The following is a 19476-nucleotide window of genomic DNA, read 5'->3' on the forward strand; positions in this document are numbered from 1 at the left end:
ACCGTGCCCTCCGACATCGAACCCACCACACTCCCGGTGGCCGATCCCGCCGACCCGGTCGCACTGGAGCTGCTCCAGTCGATCGTCGACGTGGCCCGCGCCATCTTCGGCGCCCTGGCCAGTTCCGTGTTCCTGCTCGACGAGGAGAGCGGCGAGCTGGTCTTCCGGGCGGTCTCCGGCCAGGGCGAGGAGTTCCTGGTCGGCCGGCGCTTCCCGGCCGGCCAGGGCATCGCCGGCTGGGTGGCGGTCTCCGGTGAGTCGATCGTGGTCGACGACCTCACCGACAACGCCGCCTTCGACCGCTCGCTGGCCCAGTCCACCCAGTACGTGCCGGACGCCCTGATGGCGGCCCCGCTGATCCACGACGGCCAGGTGCTGGGCGTCCTGGAGATCCTCGACCCCTCCGCCCAGGCGCGGTCGGGGCTGCCGGAGCTCGACCTGCTCTCGCTGTTCGCCCGTCAGGCCGCGATCGCCCTGCGCATCGTCACCGCCGACAGGTCCGGCGCCGCCGAGGCCGCCCCGGGCATGCCGCCGCAGCAGCGGGCGGCGGCAGCGCAGCTGATCCGCGAACTGGAGCGTCTGATGGCCCTGTGAGGACGCGCCTCCGCGCTCCCGGACGCGGGATTCAGTAGGAGAGTACGTAGTTCCCCGGACGCCCGGTGGACATGTCATGTCCGATGATCGAGGGAGCCCGGAGTGCTCCTGGCTTCACCACACGAACCGCTCACGCGGGGCTGGAGTTGAGGAGGCCGATGAGCGCACAGCGCCACCAGCAGTCCGAGGCACGACCGCTGACGGGCCGGGAGCACGAGATGTCCGTCCTGCGGTCCGCCGTGGCCGGCTGCGCCGGCGGCGCCTCGACGGTCATCGAGATCACCGGCGACCCCGGACTCGGCAAGTCCCGGATGCTCGACGAACTCGGCGCCCTGGCCCGGGCCGAGGGGCTCACCGTGCTGAGCGGTCGGGCCTCGGAGTTCGAGCAGGAGCGTTCCTTCGGGGCGTTCGCCGAACCCGTCCGGGGGTGCGTGGGCCGACTGACGGAGCGTTGGCACGAGACCCTGGACCTGGAGACCGCGGCCCTGCTGGACCTGGTACTTCCCCGGACGGCGGCACCGCACGACGGACCGCCGCCCTCTCCCGGCGTGGAACGCTACCGACTCCACCACGCCTTCGGCCGGCTCCTCGCCGACGCCGACCGGGGCCGCGGGGTACTGCTCTGCCTGGACGACCTGCACTGGGCCGACGAGGGCAGCGTGGAACTGCTGCACCACCTGCTGCGGCAGCCGCCCCGGGCGGCGTTGATCCTCGCCTGCGCGCACCGGCCACGGCAGGCACCGGCGAAGCTGCTCGCCTCCTTCCAGCACGCCGCCGTCGGCTACCGCACCGTCGGCCTGCCGCTCTCCCCGCTGGACCGGCAGTCCTGCCACCGCCTGCTCGGCACCGCGCACACACGCGCCCAGCGGGAGCAGCTGTGCACGGTGAGCGGGGGCAATCCGCTCTACCTCGAAGTGCTCTCCGAGCTCACCACCGAGGGCGCCACCGACTTCAGCGACCTCCCGGCCACCCTGCGGGCCGCGCTGGCGCGTGAGATCGCCCTGCTCACGGCGGACGAGCTGGCGGTGCTGCGCGCCGCCGCCGTGCTCGGCGACCCCTTCGACCCGCTCCTGCTGGCCGCCGTGTCCGGCCTGGCCACCGGACCGGCCCTGGAGGCCCTCGACGTCCTCTCCGGGACGGATCTGATCCGCTCGTGCCGGCCGCCGGGACCGCAGCCGGAGGTACGCCAACTCCTGCAGTTCCGGCATCCGCTGCTCCGCGAGGTGGTCTCCGGCGAGACGCCGCCCGGCTGGCGGCTGGCCGCGAACGCCCGCGCCGACGAGGCCCTGCGCAGGAGCGGGGCCGGCACCGTGGAGCGCGCACCCTACATCGCGCGCGCCGCGCAGATGGGCGACACCGAGGCCGTCCGGGTGCTGACCGAGGCGGCCACGCAGACCGTCCACTCGGCGCCCGCGACCGGGGCGGCCTGGCTGCGGGCGGCGCTGTACCTGTCCGTCCCGGACGGCTCCGAGGAGTCGGTCCTGGACCGACTCGGGATGCTGCTCGGGCTGGCCAACGCCTACGGCGTGACCGGCGAACTCGCCGCCTGCCGTGACACCCTCGGCCGGGCCCTGGACCTGGTCCCGCCCGACCGGCCCGACCGGCGGATACCGATCGTGGCACTGCGCTCGATCATCGAACGGATCATCGGCAGCATCAAGGTGTCGGAGACCGTGCTGGTGGACGAACTGACCCGCTGGCCGACGACGGACCCGCGCGCGAATCCGCTCCGGCTCCAACTCGCCACCACCCGTGTGGGCCAGGGGAGGACCGACGAGGCGGACGGCCTCCTCGACGCCCTGCTCGCCGACACGCCCGCACCCGACCGCCGGACCCTCACCTCCGCGGCCGCCTGCCGCGCCCTGGGCGCCGCGTACGGCGGCAGGGTCGCGCCACTGCGGGCGTACGCCACCGAGGCGGCGACCGCGATCGATCTGATGGAGGACCAGGAGCTGGCGACCTTCCTGGACGAGGTCGGACAGCTCGGCTGGGCCGAGGTCCTGGCCGAACGCCATCACGACGCGATCCGGCACATGGACCGGGGCATCCGGGTGGCCCGCCTGAACGGACAGAGCTACATGCTGCCGTACCTGCTGCTCTGCCTGTCGTACGCACAGCAGGCGACCGGTGATCTGGCCGGGGGGATCGAGTCGGCGGCCGAGGCGGAGGAGATGGCCCACCTGCTCGACCGGCCGGACCTGATCGGGTACGCGCTGGCGCTGCGCGCTGCGGCCACCGCGCTGCGGGACAGCCCGGAGGCCGCCGTCGAGGCCGCCGAACGCGCTGTGCACTCGGTGGGCCGCCGTGGCCGCCTGTGGGAACTCTCGACCGCGGTGCTCGCCTCCGTCCGGCTCGACCAGGGGCGTCCCGACGACTGCCTCGACCTGCTGCGCACCATCACCGGCAGCAACCGCTCGGTGACCACGCACGCGCTGCGGGCCATGTGGTGCTGCACCGCGGCCCAGGCCGAGACGGCCAGGGGGGACCTCGCGGCGGCGCGCGAATGGGCCAAGCACGCCGACGAGGCGGCCGAGGCCGTTCGGCTCCCGGGACAGCTGGGCTATGCCGCCCTGGCCAACGGATGCGTCCAGGACGGAGACCCGGCCGCCGCCGCAGCCCTCTTCGCCGCAGCGGTCGACTTCTTCGCGGTCGGCGGACTGGTGACGGCCGAGGGCCGCGCCAGGCTCCTCCTCGGCCGGGCACTGGCCCGCGCCGGACAGGACGACGAGGCCGCCGCCGCCATCGGCCGTGCCAAGCGGATCGCCGACACCCACGGCGCCGCGCACCTGGGCGCGCTCGCCGTCAACGCCCAGCGCAGCCTGGGTGCCCGGCGCCCCCGTCCGGGGCGGAGCCGGGCGGCCGACCGCACGCTGTCCGAACAGGAGCGCCACATCTCCGACCTGGTGGCCCGCGGCATGTCCAACCGTGCCATCGCGAGCAGCCTGTTCCTGTCGGTCAAGACCGTCGAGAGCCACCTCACCCGGATCTTCCGCAAACTCGGCGTCAGTTCACGCTCCGCCCTGATCGGTGTCCTGGCCCAGTTCCCCGACGCTCCGAGCCACCAGGCCACCCGGTGAGGGGACTGGATGCACTACCGATCGGCAAGCCGCGCCCGCTGGGTGGTGACACCGGCTGCCAGCCGGGCCGAGCCGCACTGGTCGGCCAGGACCGCGGCCCGGTCCAGCCGGCCGCCCACCGCGTCGGTCCGGCCGGCGTCCAGGGCCAGTGCGGCCGCGGTGAGCAGGGTGCGGGCCAGCTCCAGGCGTTCACCGCAGGTGGCGAAGTCGGCTATCGCGTCCCGGGCGCTGCGGAGTGCTCCGTCGGTGTCGCCACGCAGCACCCGGGCCCGCATCCGCGCCCGCAGGGCGAAGCCCCGCCGGCCCGCGGAGGGCAGCTGTTCGACGCTCTCCTCGGCCAACCGGGCCCAGCGGTCGGCCGCATCCTGGTCGCCCTCGGCGGCCGCCACCTGGGTCAGGCTCTCGCACCAGCGGGGTCTGCGCCAGGCGGTGAACCTCGGCAGCCCCTCGCCGCCCGCGGCGTCGAGCAGCAGCCATCCGGCCCGGGCCGGGTCGCCGGCGTGCAGGACGAACTCGGCGGTGGTGCAGCGGACGGAGACGGCCCAGGAGGTCAGCGTGGAGCCGACGGACGCCATGACGCGTTCGGCGGTTTCGGTCGCGTCCGTCAGGTCGCCGGGGCCGTCGCGCCAGAACAGGGCCTCGGCCCGCAGCGTCATCAGCACCGCCTCGGTCGCGGTGTCGCCGATCCGTCTGACCTGGTGGTCGGCCTCGTCCAGGGTCGCCAGTGCGCCGTGCAGGTTCCCCGCACGCAGCTGGGCGTTGCCGAGCACCGTCACCATCTGCGGATGGATGTAGGTCTGCCCGGTGCGCCGGGACAGCACCGCGCCACGGGTGAGATGGCGTTCGGAGTCCACCAGCCGTCCCAGCATCCCTTCCGCCATGCCCACCTGGAACGCGGCCTCCAGGTTGGCCACCAGCGTCGAGTCGGGGACGGCGTCCAGGAGTTCGGCGGCCTTGCGCAGCGTCGTCAGCGCACTGTCCTGGTCGCTGGTGAACAGATGGGCGAGGGCCGCCTTGCCCAGGGCGTAGGTCTCGCCGACCCGGTCCCCGTGCCCGTGCGCCAGTGCCGCCGCGGTCTCGGCGTGCTGCCGGGACGTCTCGAAGTCCTGCACGTCGTAGGCGTAGTCGGCCAGTTCGGAATGCAGGGCCGCGGCCGTCGCCGAGTCGTCGTCGGTCAACGCAGCGAGCCCGGCGCGGGCCAGCGCACCGGCCTCGGTGTACCGGCCCAGCCGCCGTTCGATCCGGCTGGAGTCGGCGAGCGCGGTCGCGTCACCGGGCGGTCCGCCGGGGATGTCCGAGCGCAGGGCCTCCAGCAGCGCACGGCTCTCGGAGGCGTCCCCGGTGAGCAGCCGGGTGCGGGCGAGCAGGACCTTGGCCTCGTACCAGTGCGCACCGCCCTCCTGGAGCAGCGACAGCGCCGCCTGCAGATGGCCCTTGGCGACAGCGGGGGAGGTGTAGATCATGCCGCGGGCCGCCGCGATCAGGGTGGTCGCGTGTTCCGGCCGCCGTGGATCCGCGGCTCGCGCGACATGGTGGGCGCGTTCCGCGATCGGCGCCGCCCGTGCTGCCAGTTCGGCCTCGGCCATCCGGTGCAGTTCGGTGCGGCGGCCGGGTTCGAGCCGCCGGTAGACCACCTTTCCGATCGCGGGATGACGCAGCGTCAACTGCGAGGCGGGCTCGGCCGGGCGGACCAGGTCCAGCCGGGCCAGTGAGTCCAGCGCGGCCATCACCACTGACAGCTCCAGACCCGCGACGCCGGCCAGCAACTCCGGGTGGAACGGCCCGTCCAGGACCGCCGCTGCCTGCACCACGGCCAGCGCACGGGCGTCGAGGCCGGTGAGTTCACCGAGGATCGCCGTCTCGGCGTCGACCGCCGTCCGGTCGTCGGCGGCCATGATCTGGAGGTACTGGGGATTGCCCTCGGCCTCGCGGTGCACCTGGTCCAGGTTCGGCCGGTCGCCGAGCAGTTCGCGAGCCTGCTCCTGGGAGAGCGGCCCCAGGCTCCACACCTCCAGGAACCCGGCGGACGACGCCCGGGAGAGCACGGCCGCCAGCGCCGGCGACAACTGGCGCTGCCGGTAGGACAGCAGGCACAGCACCGGGCCGGCAGCTGTCGTTTCGATCAGCCGCTCGATGTCGGCAATGCGGTCGGCGGCGAGATCGTGCAGGTCGTCCACCACCGCCATGACGGCGGCACGGTCGGCGGCGTGCGCCGCCACCTCGTGCAGGTCCATGGTGCCCGGCCCGCCGAGGAGCGCGGGCAGGGCCGGGTGGCCGCCGTGTGCGGTGAGGACCTGGATCCCCTGGTCCCGGGCCTGCGCCGCAGCCGTCCGCAGCAGCGAGCTCTTGCCGATGCCCGGCTCCCCGACCAGCGCGATCGCCCGGCCCGTGCCCGCCTTGAGATCCGCCAACGCCCTTGTCACCGAATCGACTTCGACGCCTCGCCCGACCAGTCGGCTGCCCCGCGCCGCCCGCGGCGTCCGCGGGGCGATGTCAGCGGGCGGGTCGGCAGGCGCGGGCGGGTCGGCCTTGCTGCGGGTCACGATGGAGGCCAGTGCGGCGCGGGAGGACACCCCGGTCTTGCGGTAGATCCGGGCGATGTGGGTCTCCACGGTGCGGGGGCTGAGGTAGAGCTCGGCGGCGATCGCCGCGCTGCTGAGACCCTCCGCGACGAGAGCCGCGACCTGCCGTTCGCGCGTGGTCAGCGAGACCAGCTCGCCGACCGTTTCGGCTCCCGGATCCCTGCCACGGTCGTCCTGGGGCGGCGGGGTTCCGAACTGCCCCGGTGAGTTGCCGTTCGCCTGGACCACTGGTGCTCCCTTCGGGGGATCCGACAACCCGGTGTGTCCGTGCTTGTGGTGAGTTTTCCAATCGTGGGGCCAGGAAGCATCCGTGATACTACGCAAATCTCGTACGTAGCCCGGCCGGGACCTGCGCCGTTCCGCTCGGAAGCGACCCCTCGGAAGCGACCCCTCGAAAGCACGACCCCGGCCCGTGCGGGAGGCGCGGGCCGGGGTCGGTGGTTCGCATCGGGTCAGGCCGTGTGGATGCTCCAGTCGCTCCAACCGGAGCTGATGCAGAAGGTGGCGACCTCCTGGGGCTCGGTGTCCAGGGCCTGCAGGGCGAGGATCTGGGTCATGGGGTGACTCTCCTTCTCGGTTGTGGTTCCTTCGCTGTGGTTCACCCGCGGTGCGCGGGGGTCCCGGTGGCCGGGTCCAGGGTGAACACCTCGTCCCCGGGCCCGTGCAGGACGCGGTGCAGGGCCAGCAGGACTCCGGCCGCGCCGCTGGACAGATCGGCGCTGAAGCGGTGCGCCTGCGAGCCGAGGAAGCGGACGCCGCGGGTGTGCGGGACGGCGTACTTGAGCAGGCCGGTGGCGGACCGGACGGCGGCCGCGCGGGCGGTGTCGCCGCCGTCGGCCTCCGCGTGGTCGGCCAGGGACCAGGCCAGTCCGGCCAGCCCGCCGTACAGGCCCGCCTCCTTGGTCCAGGTCGCCACGGAGGCGCCGGCCGTCACCAACGGCAGTGCCGCCGCGATGCGTTCGTCCTGGCCGGTGGCCGCGTACCGGGTCAGCGCGGTCCCCACGCCCGCCGCGCCGATGGCCAGATAGGGCATGGCACGCCTGATCACGGCGTTGTCCGCGAAGGACAGGGTGCCGTCGTCCATGGCGATCGACCGGTCCAACTCCTGGTGCAGCAGCCGCAGTCCGGCCGCGCGGTAGCGTTCGTCGCCGGTCTCGCCGCCCAGGTGGTGCAGGAAAAGAGCCAGTCCGGAGCGGCCGTGGAACAGCCCGCGGGCGTCGTCGGGGCCGAGGGTGGGCACCAGGTCGGCGGTGGCCAGGATGGCGTCGCCCGCGGCGGCGGCCCGCTCCAGATGGCGGCTGTCCCGGGTGTGCCGGTGCAGGGCGAGCCAGGTCAGGCCGACCCCGGCCCGTCCACCGGCCAGGGTGGTGCAGGACGCGGTGAGGGGGTGGCCGTCGGCGTGCCCGGCGAGGTCGACCGCCTCGTCCAGTCGGCCGAGCGCCGCCAGGACGCGGGCGATCCCGGCGGTACCGGTGTCCAGGCCGGGTGGAAGTTCGCCACGGCGGGTCAGGGCGTCGTGGCGGAGCCGCTTCTCGATCTCGTCCGGGATCGGCACCCCGGCCCGGTGCAGGGCGTGCACCACACCGGCGGTGCCGTAGGCCACGCACACGGTGTTGGCGCCGAACGCCTCGGGCGGCGGTGGGAAGACCCGGTCCTTGCGGCCGGTGTCGGCCGTCGCCAGCAGGCCCTCCGCCACCTGGTCGGCGAGCCGGCCCAGGCAGCCCAGCGGATCGGCGTCGACCTCGGCGGGGGAGGGCGGCGCGGCGGACGCGGTTCCATCGGCCCTGGCGGCGACCCGGTGGAAGGTGGTGGCCCGGGTCCACAGGTCCTCCGGTGGCGCCGCCGCGGCCGTTCCGAGCTCGTGACGCAGCAACGTCAGTGCGGCGGGGGCCTGTTCGGCGACGTCATGGAAGGGTGCGAAGCAGGCGAGGGCCAGCGCGGCCATGCCGTAACGGTCCGTCAGAAACGGGTCGTCGCTGTCGCGCAGCAGAGCGGTGGGCGGCGAGAAGCCCCTGGTACCCATGGCCACCGGGGGCCCGTCCAGCGCGGTGGCGGCCTCGAAGTCGACGAGCCTGGCCTCGCCCGACGGCGTGACGAGGACGTTCCCGAGACTGATGTCGCCGAATCGGTACCCCAGCGCGTGCAGTTGGTCCAGGGTTCGGTCCAGGCCGTCCAGCACGCCCCGGCAGAGGCCGAAGAACGCCGGGTAGTCCGCGGCCGACCGCCCGCTCCGCATCAGCGGAGAGATGCGGCTCAGCCAGGTCCGCAGCGGATCCCCCTCGACGAACTCGGTGACCAGGAAGTCGTGCTCCCACTCGGTGAAGTGGTCCAGCGGCTCCGGACACACACCGGGAGCCGCCGCATGGAGGGCGGTCAGCACCTCGTACTCGTGCCGCAGCCGCTGCTGCGCGCTTCTGCCGTCCCAGGTAAGGCCGTTGTGGGCGCGCGCCTCCTTGATGAAGACGCGGCGGCCGGTGCGGGTGTCCCGGGCCTGGTACGTCCCACCGGCGTTGCTCGGCTGCAGCGCCGCGAGCACCTCGTAGTCGCGGATCAGGATCGCGCCCGAGTGCGGTGCGGGTTGCTCCGCGACGAAGGGATCGGTGATCCCGTCGGGCAGCACGAAGTACGGCCGGCGCTCGTCCGCGACATCGTGCCCCGCGCCGTCGCGGACCAGACCCTGCCTGGTGCCGTCGGGCAGCAGCCTGCCCCGGGCGCCGAACGCCCCGTAGCGGTAGTGGACGGTGCGGGAGTCGCCGAAGCGGCGGTCCGAGAGGATGTAGGGACCGTCCTCGTCGCGCAGCGCCTCGGACAGCAGGCCGAGCAGCCGCCGCGCGGTCTCCGTGTCCGGCGGGTAGATCGCGCAGAACTTGCCCGCCTGGGCCCGGTGGGCGTGCTTGTGATGCAGGATCAGGAAGAAGGTCCGGGCGGCGATGTGCTTGAACGGCACCCGCTGCGCGAAGCAGACCTCCGCCACCCGGTCGAGCACCTGCTGGGCACGGTCGAGCCGCGCCGACACATGGATCTTCCAGCCCTGCTCGGGGCGCCGGGAGTCCGGCTCGCTCCACACCGTCCAGATGTCCTGCTCCACCCGGAGCCAGCGGGGTTCCGGCCGGCTGGGCGCGAAGCGCGGGCCCGGATCGGCCATCGTCGCGAGCGGAGCGTAGTACTCCTGGTCCGCGAGCGACTCAGCGAGGGCGTCGAGCACGTGATCTCTCCTCAGGGCCTGCGATGCGATCCACTGTCAGCTGCGGCTCGACCGGCGCAGGAGGTCACTGGGTGTGAACGGTGATGCTGCTGCCGACGATGCTGAAGCAGGGGGCGAACAGGCTCTCCTCCTGCTCCACGTCGAGTTCCTGAAGGGCGAGGATCTGGGCCATCCGGATCACCTGTTCCTGTGCCGAGGGGGACCCGGCCGGTCCCCATGTGTCACGGTCGACGTTAGGAACCCCCGGTTCGCTTTTCGGCTGCGTCCGGTATGCGACGGGTATGCCCGCAGCCCGGCCGGGCGGACGATGCGCCAGCCGTCAGCCGACGGCGGCGGCGGACACCTCCCACAGCCGCCGCGCGGCCTCCGGGTCGAGCGCGTACCCGGCGACGCCCACCGGTTCGAGGTCCGAGCCGATCGCCTCGGGTGCGATCACCGGGGCCTCCGCGCTGTTCTGGAAGTACCGTCCGGTGACCCCCTCGACCAGCGGCGAGCCGGCCAGCAGCGCCGAGGTGGCGGCCCCCTGGGCGGCGGAGCGCCACGGGTAGCTGTCGTAGACGGCGCGCGCCTGGTCCGACATGTCGTCGCCGTAGGCGTAGCGCTGCAGCGGCGTACGGATGCCGCCTGGCATCAGCGAGTTGGCGGTGATGCCGTCGGCGGCCCAGCGCCGGCCCGCCTCCGCGGCGAACAGCACGATCGCGGTCTTGGACTGGCCGTAGGCCTCGATCGGGAGGTAGGGCCGTTGCGCGTAGTGGATGTCCTCGAAGACGACCGGCGAGTACAGGTGCGCGGTCGAGCTGACCGCGACGATCCGTCCGCCCTCTGCGGCCAGCGCCCGGTGCAGCCCGGTCGCCAGGGCGAAGTGGCCCAGGTGGTTGGTGGCGAACTGGGTCTCCCACCCCTGCGGGGTGAGCTGCAGCTCGGGCAGCGCCATGATCCCGGCGTTGTTCACCAGGATGTGCAGCGGGCCCTGCCAGTCGGCGGCGAAGGCGCGCACCGAGTCCAGGTCGGTGAGCTCCAGCGGAGCCACCGCGACCTGAGTGTTGCCGGTGTCCGCGGTGATCTCGGCGGCGACCCCGGCGCCCTTGGCGGTGTCGCGCACCGCCAGGGTCACCTCGGCGCCGGCCCGGGCCAGCGCCCGCGCGGTCTCCAGACCGACTCCGGAGGAGCCGCCGGTGACCACGGCACGCCGGCCGGAGAGGTCCACGCCGTGCAGCACCTCGTCGGCGGTGGTGTCGCGGTTGAAAGGAGTGGTCAGCAGAGTCATGGTTGTCCATTTCGATACGAGTCGTCCCGTATTGAAACCGTAACTCCGACATGGCACGGAAGCAACACAGGCCCGGCGCGTCGGCGGCCGACCTATGATTGGCCGGTGAGTGAGCCCAGCAAGACCCCTCCCACCAGCAAGGATGTGCGCCCCGGCCCGGGTCGCAAGCGCAGTGAGGCGTCGCGGCTCGCCATCCTCTCGGCGACCCGCGAGCTCATCGGCGAGCTGGGCTACGAGCGGCTGTCGATCGGCGGGATCGCGTCGCGGGCCGGGGTGGGCAAGGACACCATCTACCGCTGGTGGCCCTCGAAGGGGATGGTCGTGGCGGACGCGGTGCTGGAGGAGGCGCAGCCCTTCTACCTCGCGCCGCCGGCCCGCGGCGGATCGGTGGACCAGGACGTCCGGGCATGGGTGCACGCCCTGGCCCGGGACTTCGTCGACCCGGTCCGGGCCGGCCGGATCCGGGCCGTCACCTCGGCGGCGAGCGAGGACCCGGCCACCGCCGAGCGGCTCTACGAACGCTTCACGCAGGTCCAGCGGACCGGACTGATCGACCGCCTCCGCCTGGCCGCCGAGGCCGGCGAGGTGCGTCCGGACGCGGACTTCGGCGCTGTCGTGGACGCCATCCTCGGCTCGCTGATGTACTGGGTGACCGCCCGCCGCGCAGACCTGAGCATCGCGTCGGTGGACTCACTCCTGGACGTGCTGCTGCGCGGCCTGCGGGTGGCGCCGGAGTCGGAGCCGGCGGACGGTCGGAAGGCGTAGTCAGACCGTGCACCCTCAGCTGCGCCGTGCCGCCCAGACCATGCGCTCGGTGCGCACCGCCAGGTCGTCGCGGCGCAGGATGCTGTCCGGTCCTTCGGTGTCCAGTAGTCGGTCGAGGGCGGCGAGGTCCTCGGCCGCCAGGACCTGGGCGACGCTGCCTCGCATGCGGCGCAGGCTGCCGAGGGCGTAGCGGCCGACCGCGTCGGTGTGCGGCGGCCCGATGTCCACGCTGACGGTGCGTTCGGCCTCGACGGTGAAGCCGGCGGCGGTGAGCTCGGAACCCCAGTCGGCACCGCGGTGCGGCACGTGCTCGGCGTGGTGCCGGTCGTTGGCGGCATGGCAGCGCTCCTCCAGACCGGGACGGTCCTCGGGGGCGCCCTCGGGCAGGAACCTGGGGAAGCCGGCCAGCTCCACCACGGCGAACAGTCCGCCCGGAGCGAGCGTGTCGCGCACCCGGCGCAACGTACGCCCGGGGTCGGCCATGTGGTGCATCGAGGCCGATGCCCAGATCAGCTCCGGCCTGCCCAGATCGGGCCAGCCGGCGTCGAGGTCGGCCTGGACGGCGTGCACCCGGTCGGCCAGGCCCGCTGCCTCGGCCTTCCGGAGCAGCCGGGCCAGATGGCCGGCGGAGGTGTCGACGGCGGTCACTTGGGCCCGGGGGAAGCGCTCCAGCAGCGCGAAGGTACCGGCCCCGGTCCCGCAGCCCAGATCCACGATCTGCCGGGGATCGGCGCCGACGGGCAGCCAGCCGGTGATGTCGGCGAGGTGCTCGGCGAGCACCTCGGCATCCAGGTCGAGGAGTTCCGCATGGTCGTCGGAGTCGTGCTCCGTTGCGTGCGGGGATGGTGTGTGCGGGGATGATGTGTGCGGGGATGCGTGCGTCATACCGCTCACGCTAGGAGAAGCATGCGCGAACGGCACGAGTGCTCCCGGAAACAGCAAGACAATGACCCCCCAGCCTGCCAGCCGCGCAAGAACCGCCCGACCTGCGGCCCAATGGGAGCTCGCACCGATGTCGGACCTCGGCAGGCAGGGGTGGCGTTGTCAGCGCGGGAGGAGCGTGAGGGTGAGCTCGGCATCCATGGCGTTGGCCAGCCGGGCGAGCATGTCGACGGTGGGGTTGAGACGCCCGGATTCGATACGGGAGATGACGGGCTGACGGGTCTGCGCGGCTTGGGCGAGCCGGGCCTGGGACCAGCCGATCGCTTCGCGGCGCTCCCGTACGAGCCGGCCCGGGGTCATGCCGGCCTCTGGTCGTCGCTGTACCGGGGCAGGTCGGCGGTGTCGATGGTCCAGTCGCCGATGCGAATCTTGTCGCCGAAGCCGTAGGAGACCTGGTTGAGGTAGGCCGGGTGCCCGTTCTGCGTTGCGATCTGCCAGTGATGGCGCGCGGTACCGTCGCGCGGGTCGATGATCAGGTAGTGGGGGATTCCCATGGCCGGATAGTCGGCCACTTTGTCGACATAGTCCGTATTCGGGTTGGATCGCGAGACGATCTCCACGGCAAGGCTGATCTCGTGCGGGTCCAGCGGGTCGACGCTCTTCATCGCATCCTCGGGCACGACCAGAACATCGGGGATGCGCAGCTTTCCCAGGGCGGCGTCATCAGTGTCGGCATTCTCGAAAGCGCCCAGGGGCGGAGGCAGTTGGGCGTCCAGCTGTCGGGCGATGCTTCTGGCGATGTACGCATGCATCGGCACAGGACTCATCATCATGACGATCTCGCCATCGCTGATCTCGCCGTAACGGCCGGATACCACGCCGAGTTCATTGCGCAGGTCGCGCAGACGCCGGTAGATCTCCTCCTGAGTCTGCATGCAGCCATCCTTGCATAACCTATAGGGCATAGCCCGGTGTGGCCGCAGGGCACCGTGCCCGAGGGGCGCCGCACCGCATGCCGGATGATGGAGTCGGCAGGCTGACGGCGGATATGAGGGGTAGCGGAGTGACGACAGGCAATGAGTCCCGGTTGTCGGACCCGGCCGTGGCGGTGGCCGGCGTCGGTGGCCCGGAACCCAGGGGAGATGACGGGGCGTCACCAGAAGCCGAAACCGGTGGCGGAGGTGGTCGGGGTCTGCGCCGGCTGCTGGGCGGGTCCGTGGTCGTTGCCGTGCTCGTCCTGCTGTTCCTGCTGCCCTGGTGGACGCTGTTCGCGGCCGGTGCCGACTGGCCGTTCCCGGTGGTCCTGGTCGGCTCCGTCGTCTTCGCGGCTGCCCTGTTCGCCTTCCCGGTGCTGATGGTCCGGGGGCACGGGCGCAGGCGGTCCGACCCGGCGGCCCGCGCGGCGGACACCACGCTGGGGATCGTCTGGGTGCTGTTCGCCTGGTCGGCGCTGAGCGGCCTGCTGCGGCTGGTCCTGTTCGCCTTCGGTGTCGGTGACCCGGCCCGGTCCAGGATCGTGGCTGTCGCCGTCGCGGTGGTCGCCGCAGTCCTGCTGGTCTGGGGCCACCACGAGGCCATGCGCCTGCCCCGGGTCAAGCGCCTGGACGTCACCGTCCCGCGGCTCGGCCGTGGCCTGGACGGGACGCGGGTCGTGGTGCTGGCCGACACCCACTACGGCCCGATCGACCGGGCCGACTGGTCCGCGCGGGTCGCCGAGGCGGTCAACGAGCTGGACGCCGACATCGTCTGCCACGCGGGCGACATCGCCGACGGCACCCTGGACCAGCGCCGCGGGCAGGCCGCACCGCTCGGGACGATGCGCTCGCAGCTGGCGAAGGTGTACGTCACCGGCAACCACGAGTACTTCGGCGAGGCCCAGGGATGGCTCGACCACATGGCCGAACTGGGCTGGGAGCCGCTGCACAACCGCCATCTGGTGGTCCAGCGCGGCGGCGACAGCCTGGTGCTCGCGGGCGTGGACGACGTGACCGCGGCCTCCTCCGGGCTGGCCGGACACCGGGCGAACCTGGACGGCGCACTGGCGGGAGCCGACCCGGAACTGCCGGTGCTGCTCGTCGCCCACCAGCCCAAGTACGTCGGACAGGCCGCGAGCGCCGGAATCGACCTGCAGGTCTCCGGACACACCCACGGCGGGCAGATCTGGCCCTTCAACTTCCTGGTCCGCATCGACCAGCCGGTGGTCCACGGCCTGAGCCGGCACGGAGCACGTACTCAGCTCTACACCAGTCGTGGCACCGGCTTCTGGGGCCCGCCGTTCCGCGTCTTCGCACCGAGCGAGATCACCCTGCTCACCCTGCGGTCGAATGGCTGACGGCACCCAGGAACAGACGGAACGTCAGAGAGCGACCACAGACACGGCGGCACCGGCGGAGTCCCGACTGCGCCGGCGCCTGGTGCTGGCCGCCGCCGTCTCGCAGACGGGGAACTGGCTGACGTTCCTGGCCGTGGTGGTCGCCGTCCAGGAGAAGTACGGTTCGGCGGCCAGCGCCGGAGTGTTCTTCGCGCAGACCGTTCCGGCCCTGTTGGGGGCGCGTGCGGTCTCCGACCGGATCGGCGGCCGACACACCTACCGCGCCTGGGCGGCGACGCAGGTCGTGCTGGCTCTGCTCTCCCTCACGATGTGTGTCGGCTACCGCTCGCTGCCCTACGTCTACGCGTTCGTCGCGCTCGCCATGTTCCTGCGCGCCGTCGCCAACCCGCTGCTGTTCACCCTGGTTACCACGTCCGTGAGCAGTGCGGTGCGTGAGTCGACCTATACGGCGGTGGGCGCTGCGGGTTCGCTGACCCTGGTGCTGGCGCCCGCCGTCGGCGGTGCGCTCAGCCAGGCACTCGGGGTGGGGCTCCTGTTCGCCCTCGACGCTGGGAGCTTCCTGATCGGGGTGGCGATTCTGCTGCCCCGACACTTCCAGCACGTTCCCGACCAGGAACCTGCCGAGAGCGCCCCGGCCGGACCGCGGAGACTCTTCTCCTGGGCCGGACGCCCGCAGCACACCGGTCCGTTGCTGACCCGCGGCATGGTCGTCTGGTTCAGCTTCATGCTCACCGGAGCGCTGTTGAACGCGGTCGAGATGCCGAGATTCCAGCAGGGACTCGGCTTCTCGGCGGGGCAGGTCGGACTGGCCCTGGGCTGCTACGGCCTCGGTGGCCTCGCCGCCCTCGGGGTGTCAACACGCCGGCCCACCTGGACGGTTCCGATGAACCTGATGGCGGCGTTGTACGCGGTGGGCCTGGTGGCCTGGTCGTTCGGCTCCGGACCGCTGCCCTACCTGGCCTTCCTCGCGCTCGGCTGCTGCTCCGCCCTGGTCAGCGGTGCCATGCGCTCCGCGCTGTCCCGACTGGCGGCCCGGGAGAACGTGTCCCAGCAGGGGCTGTGGGGCTGGGTGAACCAGATCATCCTCTTCGCCAATCTCATCATGTACAGCCTGGCAGGCATCCTCTTCCTGCTGCGGACACCCCTGTGGGCACTCCTCACGGCCCTGATCGCGACCGCCACCCTGTGGGCGGCAGCCAGCCATCTGCTCATGCGCCCGAGCAGCGCGACCGGTCGGATCCTGGCCCGGGGCAGTGAGGCGTGATCCGGAGCGACCACGCAGGGGTTGAGATCGGAGCCGCTGCCGTTCAAGCAGTAACAACGTTGGAAGCCCGGACGGTGGCAGGGCGACCGCCCCGACGGCGCTGACGAGCGGAACCCCGCAGCTGGCGCCGGACTCATGGACACCGTCCTGAGGGTGTGATGTCATGCCACGTACAGAGATTCCAACGATGGAATGGGGTGCGGCCCTCCCATGAGAAGAAGCCCAGCGCAGCGCGTGATGCGCTTACTCCGACGGCGGGCCACCGTCGTCGCACTGGCCGTCAGCATGGCGGCCATGGCGACGGTCGGTGCCGGACCGGCGTCAGCGGGGGAGTCGGCGGGGGCCGCCGCAGTCCACCGGCTCGCCACGGTGACCTCCGGCGGGGCGCGCTTCGAGGTGCTGTCACCGACGCTGATCCGCACGGAGTACGCGCAGGACGGCAGGTTCACCGACAGCGCGACCTTCAACGCCGTCGGCCGCACCGCGTTCACGCCGACCACCTACACCACCAGCACCTCCAACGGCTGGCTGACCGTCAGCACCAGCGCGCTCACCCTGCGGTACCAGGTGGGGTCGGGCGCGTTCAACGCCCAGAACCTCTCCGTGCAGCTGTCGGCCGGCGGGGCGCCGGTCATCGCCACCCCGTGGCAGCAGCTGACCTGCGCCCTGGGCGCCCTCTGCGAGGCCGAGCGCCTGTCGTACAGCGGGCTCAGTACCGCCACGGACCACACCGGCTACACCGGCTCCGGCTTCCTGGCCGGCTTCCAGGGGACGGGCAACTCGCTGTCGGCCGACGTCGACGTCGCCGCGTCCGGGACCTACCAGTTCGACACCCGCTACGCCAACTCCGTCGGCGGGGACGGCCAGTCCACCACGCGAACACTGACCCTGTCGGTGGACGGCGGCGCGAGCCGCACGCTGAGCCTGCCGACCACCCCCAACTGGGACTCCTGGAGCCTGGCGACCACCTCGGTGCAACTCGGCGCCGGACACCACACGGTCACGCTGGCCAGGACCGCCACCGACTCCGGCAATGTGAACATCGACAGCGTGGCCCTGGTGAACCCGGGCGCCGCCTACCCGCCGGTGTCCACGACCGCGATCACGGACTGCCGGTTTGCGGTGAGCTGTGAGGCGGAGGCCGCCCGCCTCGCCGGCTCGGCCGTCGTGGCCACCGACCACACCGGCTACTCCGGCAGCGGGTTCGTCGCGGAGCTGAACCAGGGGTCGAGCGTGTCGGCCCATCTGGTCGGCGTACCGGCAGACGGCAGCTACGCACTGCAGGTGCGTTACGCCAACGGCACCGGCGGCGACGGTCTCTACCAGACCCGCAGCGCCACCGTGTCCGCCGGCGGTACGTCACAGACCCTGTCGCTGCCGGTCACCGGAGGCTGGGACAGCTGGCAGACCGCCTCGGTGCCGATCACGCTCAAGGCCGGCGCAGACGACCTCACCATCGGCTGCCCAGCGGCCACGAGCTGCCATGTCAACCTCGACACGGTGGCCGTCACCGCGGCCGGAGCCCCCGCCCCGCAGCCGCACCTGGCGCTCGGCGGCTACCGCCGCAGCCTCGACGGCGTCAACGGCGACAACGGCGCACCGGCGACCACGCCGGGACTGCTGTACCAGGACGGCTGGTACCTGCTCGACGACACCACCTCCGCCCTGTACGACACCGGCACCCGACAGGTCACCCAGCGTCCCTCGCACGGCGGCACCCCGTACCAGGACGGCTATGTCTTCGGCTACGGGCACGACTACCAGCAGGGCCTGTCCGACCTGGCGACACTGACCGGTCCGGCCGAGCTGCTCCCGGAGTGGGCCTACGGGGTGTGGTACTCGGAGTACATCGACCGCACTGCCGCCGACTACGAGAACACGATCCTGCCCGCCTTCCGCTCCGAAGGCGTGCCACTGGACGTCCTGGTGACCGACACCGACTTCAAGTCCCCCAACACCTGGAGCGGTTGGGAGATCGACACCGCCAAGTTCCCTGACCCCAAGGCGTTCTTCGACTGGTCCGCCTCCCAGGGTCTGCACAACACGCTCAACATCCACCCGAGCATCCTCAGTTCCGACCCGCAGTTCGCCCAGGCCCAGGCGACCGCCAAGGGCAAGCTGCAGAAGGGTGGTTGCGCACCTGCCGCCAGCAGCGGCGCCGGAGACTGCTACACCTTCGATTTCGGCGACCCCGACCAGCTGCAGGCGTACCTGAACCTGCATCAGACCATGGACCAGCAGGGCAACGACTTCTGGTGGCTCGACTGGTGCTGCGACTCCTCGCAGTCCTCGGTGCCCGGCGTCACCCCCGACGCCTGGATCAACCAGCAGTACGCCACCGACGCCGACAAGTCCATCGGCCGCGGCTTCGTGCTCTCCCGTGCCTACGGCTCCCTGCAGTCCGGCGGCAACGCAGCCCTGCCGACCGGGCCCTGGGCCGACAAGCGCACCACCGTCCACTTCACCGGCGACACCTCCTCCACCTGGGGCACCCTCAAGGCGGAGGTCGGCTACACCCCCGGTGAGGCGGCCGCCACCGGCATGTCGGCGATCAGCCACGACATCGGCGGCCACAACGACACCACCGGGCTGACCGGTTCGGAGACCTACACCTCCGGCGGACAGACCCTCACCACCCACAAACTCCCGGACGACCTGTACGCGCGCTGGGTCCAGCTGGGCACCTTCCAGCCGATCGACCGCCTGCACAGCAACCACAGCGACCGGCTGCCCTGGCAGTACGGGACCGCCGCCCGCGCCTCGGCCGACAAGTTCCTCAACCTGCGCGAGAACCTGGTGCCGTACACCTACTCGCTCGCCGAGCAGGCCAATGCCACCGGCGTCCCGGTGACCCGCCCGACCTACCTGGAGTACCCGGACGAGCCCCAGGCGTACGCCACCGCCGGCAGCGAGTACTTCTACGGGCCGGACATGCTGGTCGCCCCGGTCACCACGCCCGGCACCACCGCCACCACCTCGGTGTGGTTCCCACCCGGCCAGTGGACCGACTACTTCACCGGACAGACCTACACCGGCGGCACCACCCAGTCCGTCACCACCGGCCTGGACACCATGCCGGTGTTCGTCAAGGCCGGTGCGATCATCCCCACCCGCACCGACGACGTCACCAGCAACGACCAGTCCCCGCTGACGAAGGTCACCCTCACCGTCGCCGCTGGCGCCTCCGGCTCCTACACCCTCTACGAGGACAACGGGACCACCACCAGGCCCGGCCACGGCGCCACGACCGCGATCCGGTACCAGGAGAGCGGCACCAGGCGCACGGTGACGATCAGTCCGACCTCCGGATCGTTCCCCGGCCAGGTGCAGTCCCGGCAGTGGACCGTCCTGCTCACCGGTGTCACGGCGCCGGCCGGCAGCGTCAGCGCCGACGGTTCCCGACTGTCCCCCGACGACTACCACTTCGACAGCGCGACCCGCACCCTGTCCGTCACCCTGCCCCGGCAGAGCGTGCACCGGCCGGTCACCGTCAGCTTCGGCTGACGGC

The 19476-nt window shown here is 72.2% G+C and carries 12 protein-coding genes; 6 read left to right on the forward strand and 6 right to left on the reverse strand.

Translation table 11 applies throughout. The features are described from left to right. Positions 1-3: 3 nt before the first annotated feature. Both ABUW04_RS17750 and ABUW04_RS17755 read left to right on the forward strand, forming a co-directional pair. Positions 4-594, forward strand: coding sequence for a GAF domain-containing protein (locus ABUW04_RS17750; RefSeq protein ID WP_030257046.1), 591 nt, complete (start codon positions 4-6; stop codon positions 592-594). A gap of 158 nt (positions 595-752) precedes the next feature. Further along, positions 753-3671: a helix-turn-helix transcriptional regulator gene (locus tag ABUW04_RS17755; protein WP_380565668.1), complete on the forward strand. Its 2919-nt coding sequence runs from the start codon at positions 753-755 to the stop codon at positions 3669-3671. A gap of 14 nt (positions 3672-3685) precedes the next feature. Here ABUW04_RS17755 and ABUW04_RS17760 read toward each other — a convergent pair whose 3' ends face one another. The 3 genes from ABUW04_RS17760 to ABUW04_RS17770 form a co-directional block, all read right to left on the reverse strand. Next, positions 3686-6481: a helix-turn-helix transcriptional regulator gene (locus ABUW04_RS17760; RefSeq protein WP_380565669.1), complete on the reverse strand. Its 2796-nt coding sequence runs from the start codon at positions 6479-6481 to the stop codon at positions 3686-3688. A 370-nt stretch (positions 6482-6851) separates the two neighbouring features. After that, positions 6852-9458, reverse strand: coding sequence for a class III lanthionine synthetase LanKC (gene lanKC / locus ABUW04_RS17765; protein ID WP_380565670.1), 2607 nt, complete (start codon positions 9456-9458; stop codon positions 6852-6854). Positions 9459-9777: 319 nt separating this feature from the next. Continuing rightward, complete coding sequence (locus ABUW04_RS17770; RefSeq protein WP_380565671.1) at positions 9778-10725, reverse strand: SDR family NAD(P)-dependent oxidoreductase; 948 nt, start codon at positions 10723-10725, stop codon at positions 9778-9780. A gap of 105 nt (positions 10726-10830) precedes the next feature. Between ABUW04_RS17770 and ABUW04_RS17775 the strand changes: the two genes are divergently transcribed. Beyond that, entirely contained in the window at positions 10831-11490 is a 660-nt protein-coding gene (locus ABUW04_RS17775; protein ID WP_380565672.1) for a TetR/AcrR family transcriptional regulator, read from the forward strand. 15 nt (positions 11491-11505) lie between these two features. On the opposite strand, the gene ABUW04_RS17780 is transcribed toward ABUW04_RS17775, so the two are convergent. The 3 genes from ABUW04_RS17780 to ABUW04_RS17790 all read right to left on the reverse strand — a co-directional run bounded on the left by ABUW04_RS17780 (position 11506) and on the right by ABUW04_RS17790 (position 13307). Continuing rightward, complete coding sequence (locus tag ABUW04_RS17780) at positions 11506-12375, reverse strand: class I SAM-dependent methyltransferase (protein WP_380565673.1); 870 nt, start codon at positions 12373-12375, stop codon at positions 11506-11508. Positions 12376-12534: 159 nt separating this feature from the next. After that, on the reverse strand, positions 12535-12732 hold the full coding sequence (locus tag ABUW04_RS17785) for a helix-turn-helix domain-containing protein (protein WP_030257034.1): 198 nt from the start codon (positions 12730-12732) through the stop codon (positions 12535-12537). Continuing rightward, positions 12729-13307 carry a Uma2 family endonuclease gene (locus ABUW04_RS17790; RefSeq protein WP_380565674.1) on the reverse strand — a complete coding sequence of 193 codons (579 nt, stop codon included), beginning with the start codon at positions 13305-13307 and terminating at the stop codon, positions 12729-12731. Before ABUW04_RS17790 ends, ABUW04_RS17785 begins: the two co-directional genes overlap by 4 nt. Positions 13308-13588: 281 nt before the next feature. Here ABUW04_RS17790 and ABUW04_RS17795 point away from each other — a divergent pair, with 281 nt between their 5' ends. The 3 genes from ABUW04_RS17795 (at position 13589) to ABUW04_RS17805 (ending at position 19472) form a co-directional block, all read left to right on the forward strand. Continuing rightward, on the forward strand, positions 13589-14704 hold the full coding sequence (locus tag ABUW04_RS17795) for a metallophosphoesterase (RefSeq protein ID WP_380565675.1): 1116 nt from the start codon (positions 13589-13591) through the stop codon (positions 14702-14704). Continuing rightward, positions 14697-15968 carry an MFS transporter gene (locus tag ABUW04_RS17800; RefSeq protein ID WP_380565676.1) on the forward strand — a complete coding sequence of 424 codons (1272 nt, stop codon included), beginning with the start codon at positions 14697-14699 and terminating at the stop codon, positions 15966-15968. Before ABUW04_RS17795 ends, ABUW04_RS17800 begins: the two co-directional genes overlap by 8 nt. A 237-nt stretch (positions 15969-16205) precedes the next feature. Continuing rightward, positions 16206-19472, forward strand: a complete 3267-nt coding sequence (locus ABUW04_RS17805; protein WP_380565677.1) for a TIM-barrel domain-containing protein — start codon at positions 16206-16208, stop codon at positions 19470-19472. The last annotated feature ends 4 nt before the right edge of the window (positions 19473-19476 follow it).

The sequence above is a fragment of the Streptacidiphilus jeojiensis genome (genome assembly GCF_042510965.1).
GTDB lineage: Bacteria > Actinomycetota > Actinomycetes > Streptomycetales > Streptomycetaceae > Streptacidiphilus > Streptacidiphilus jeojiensis.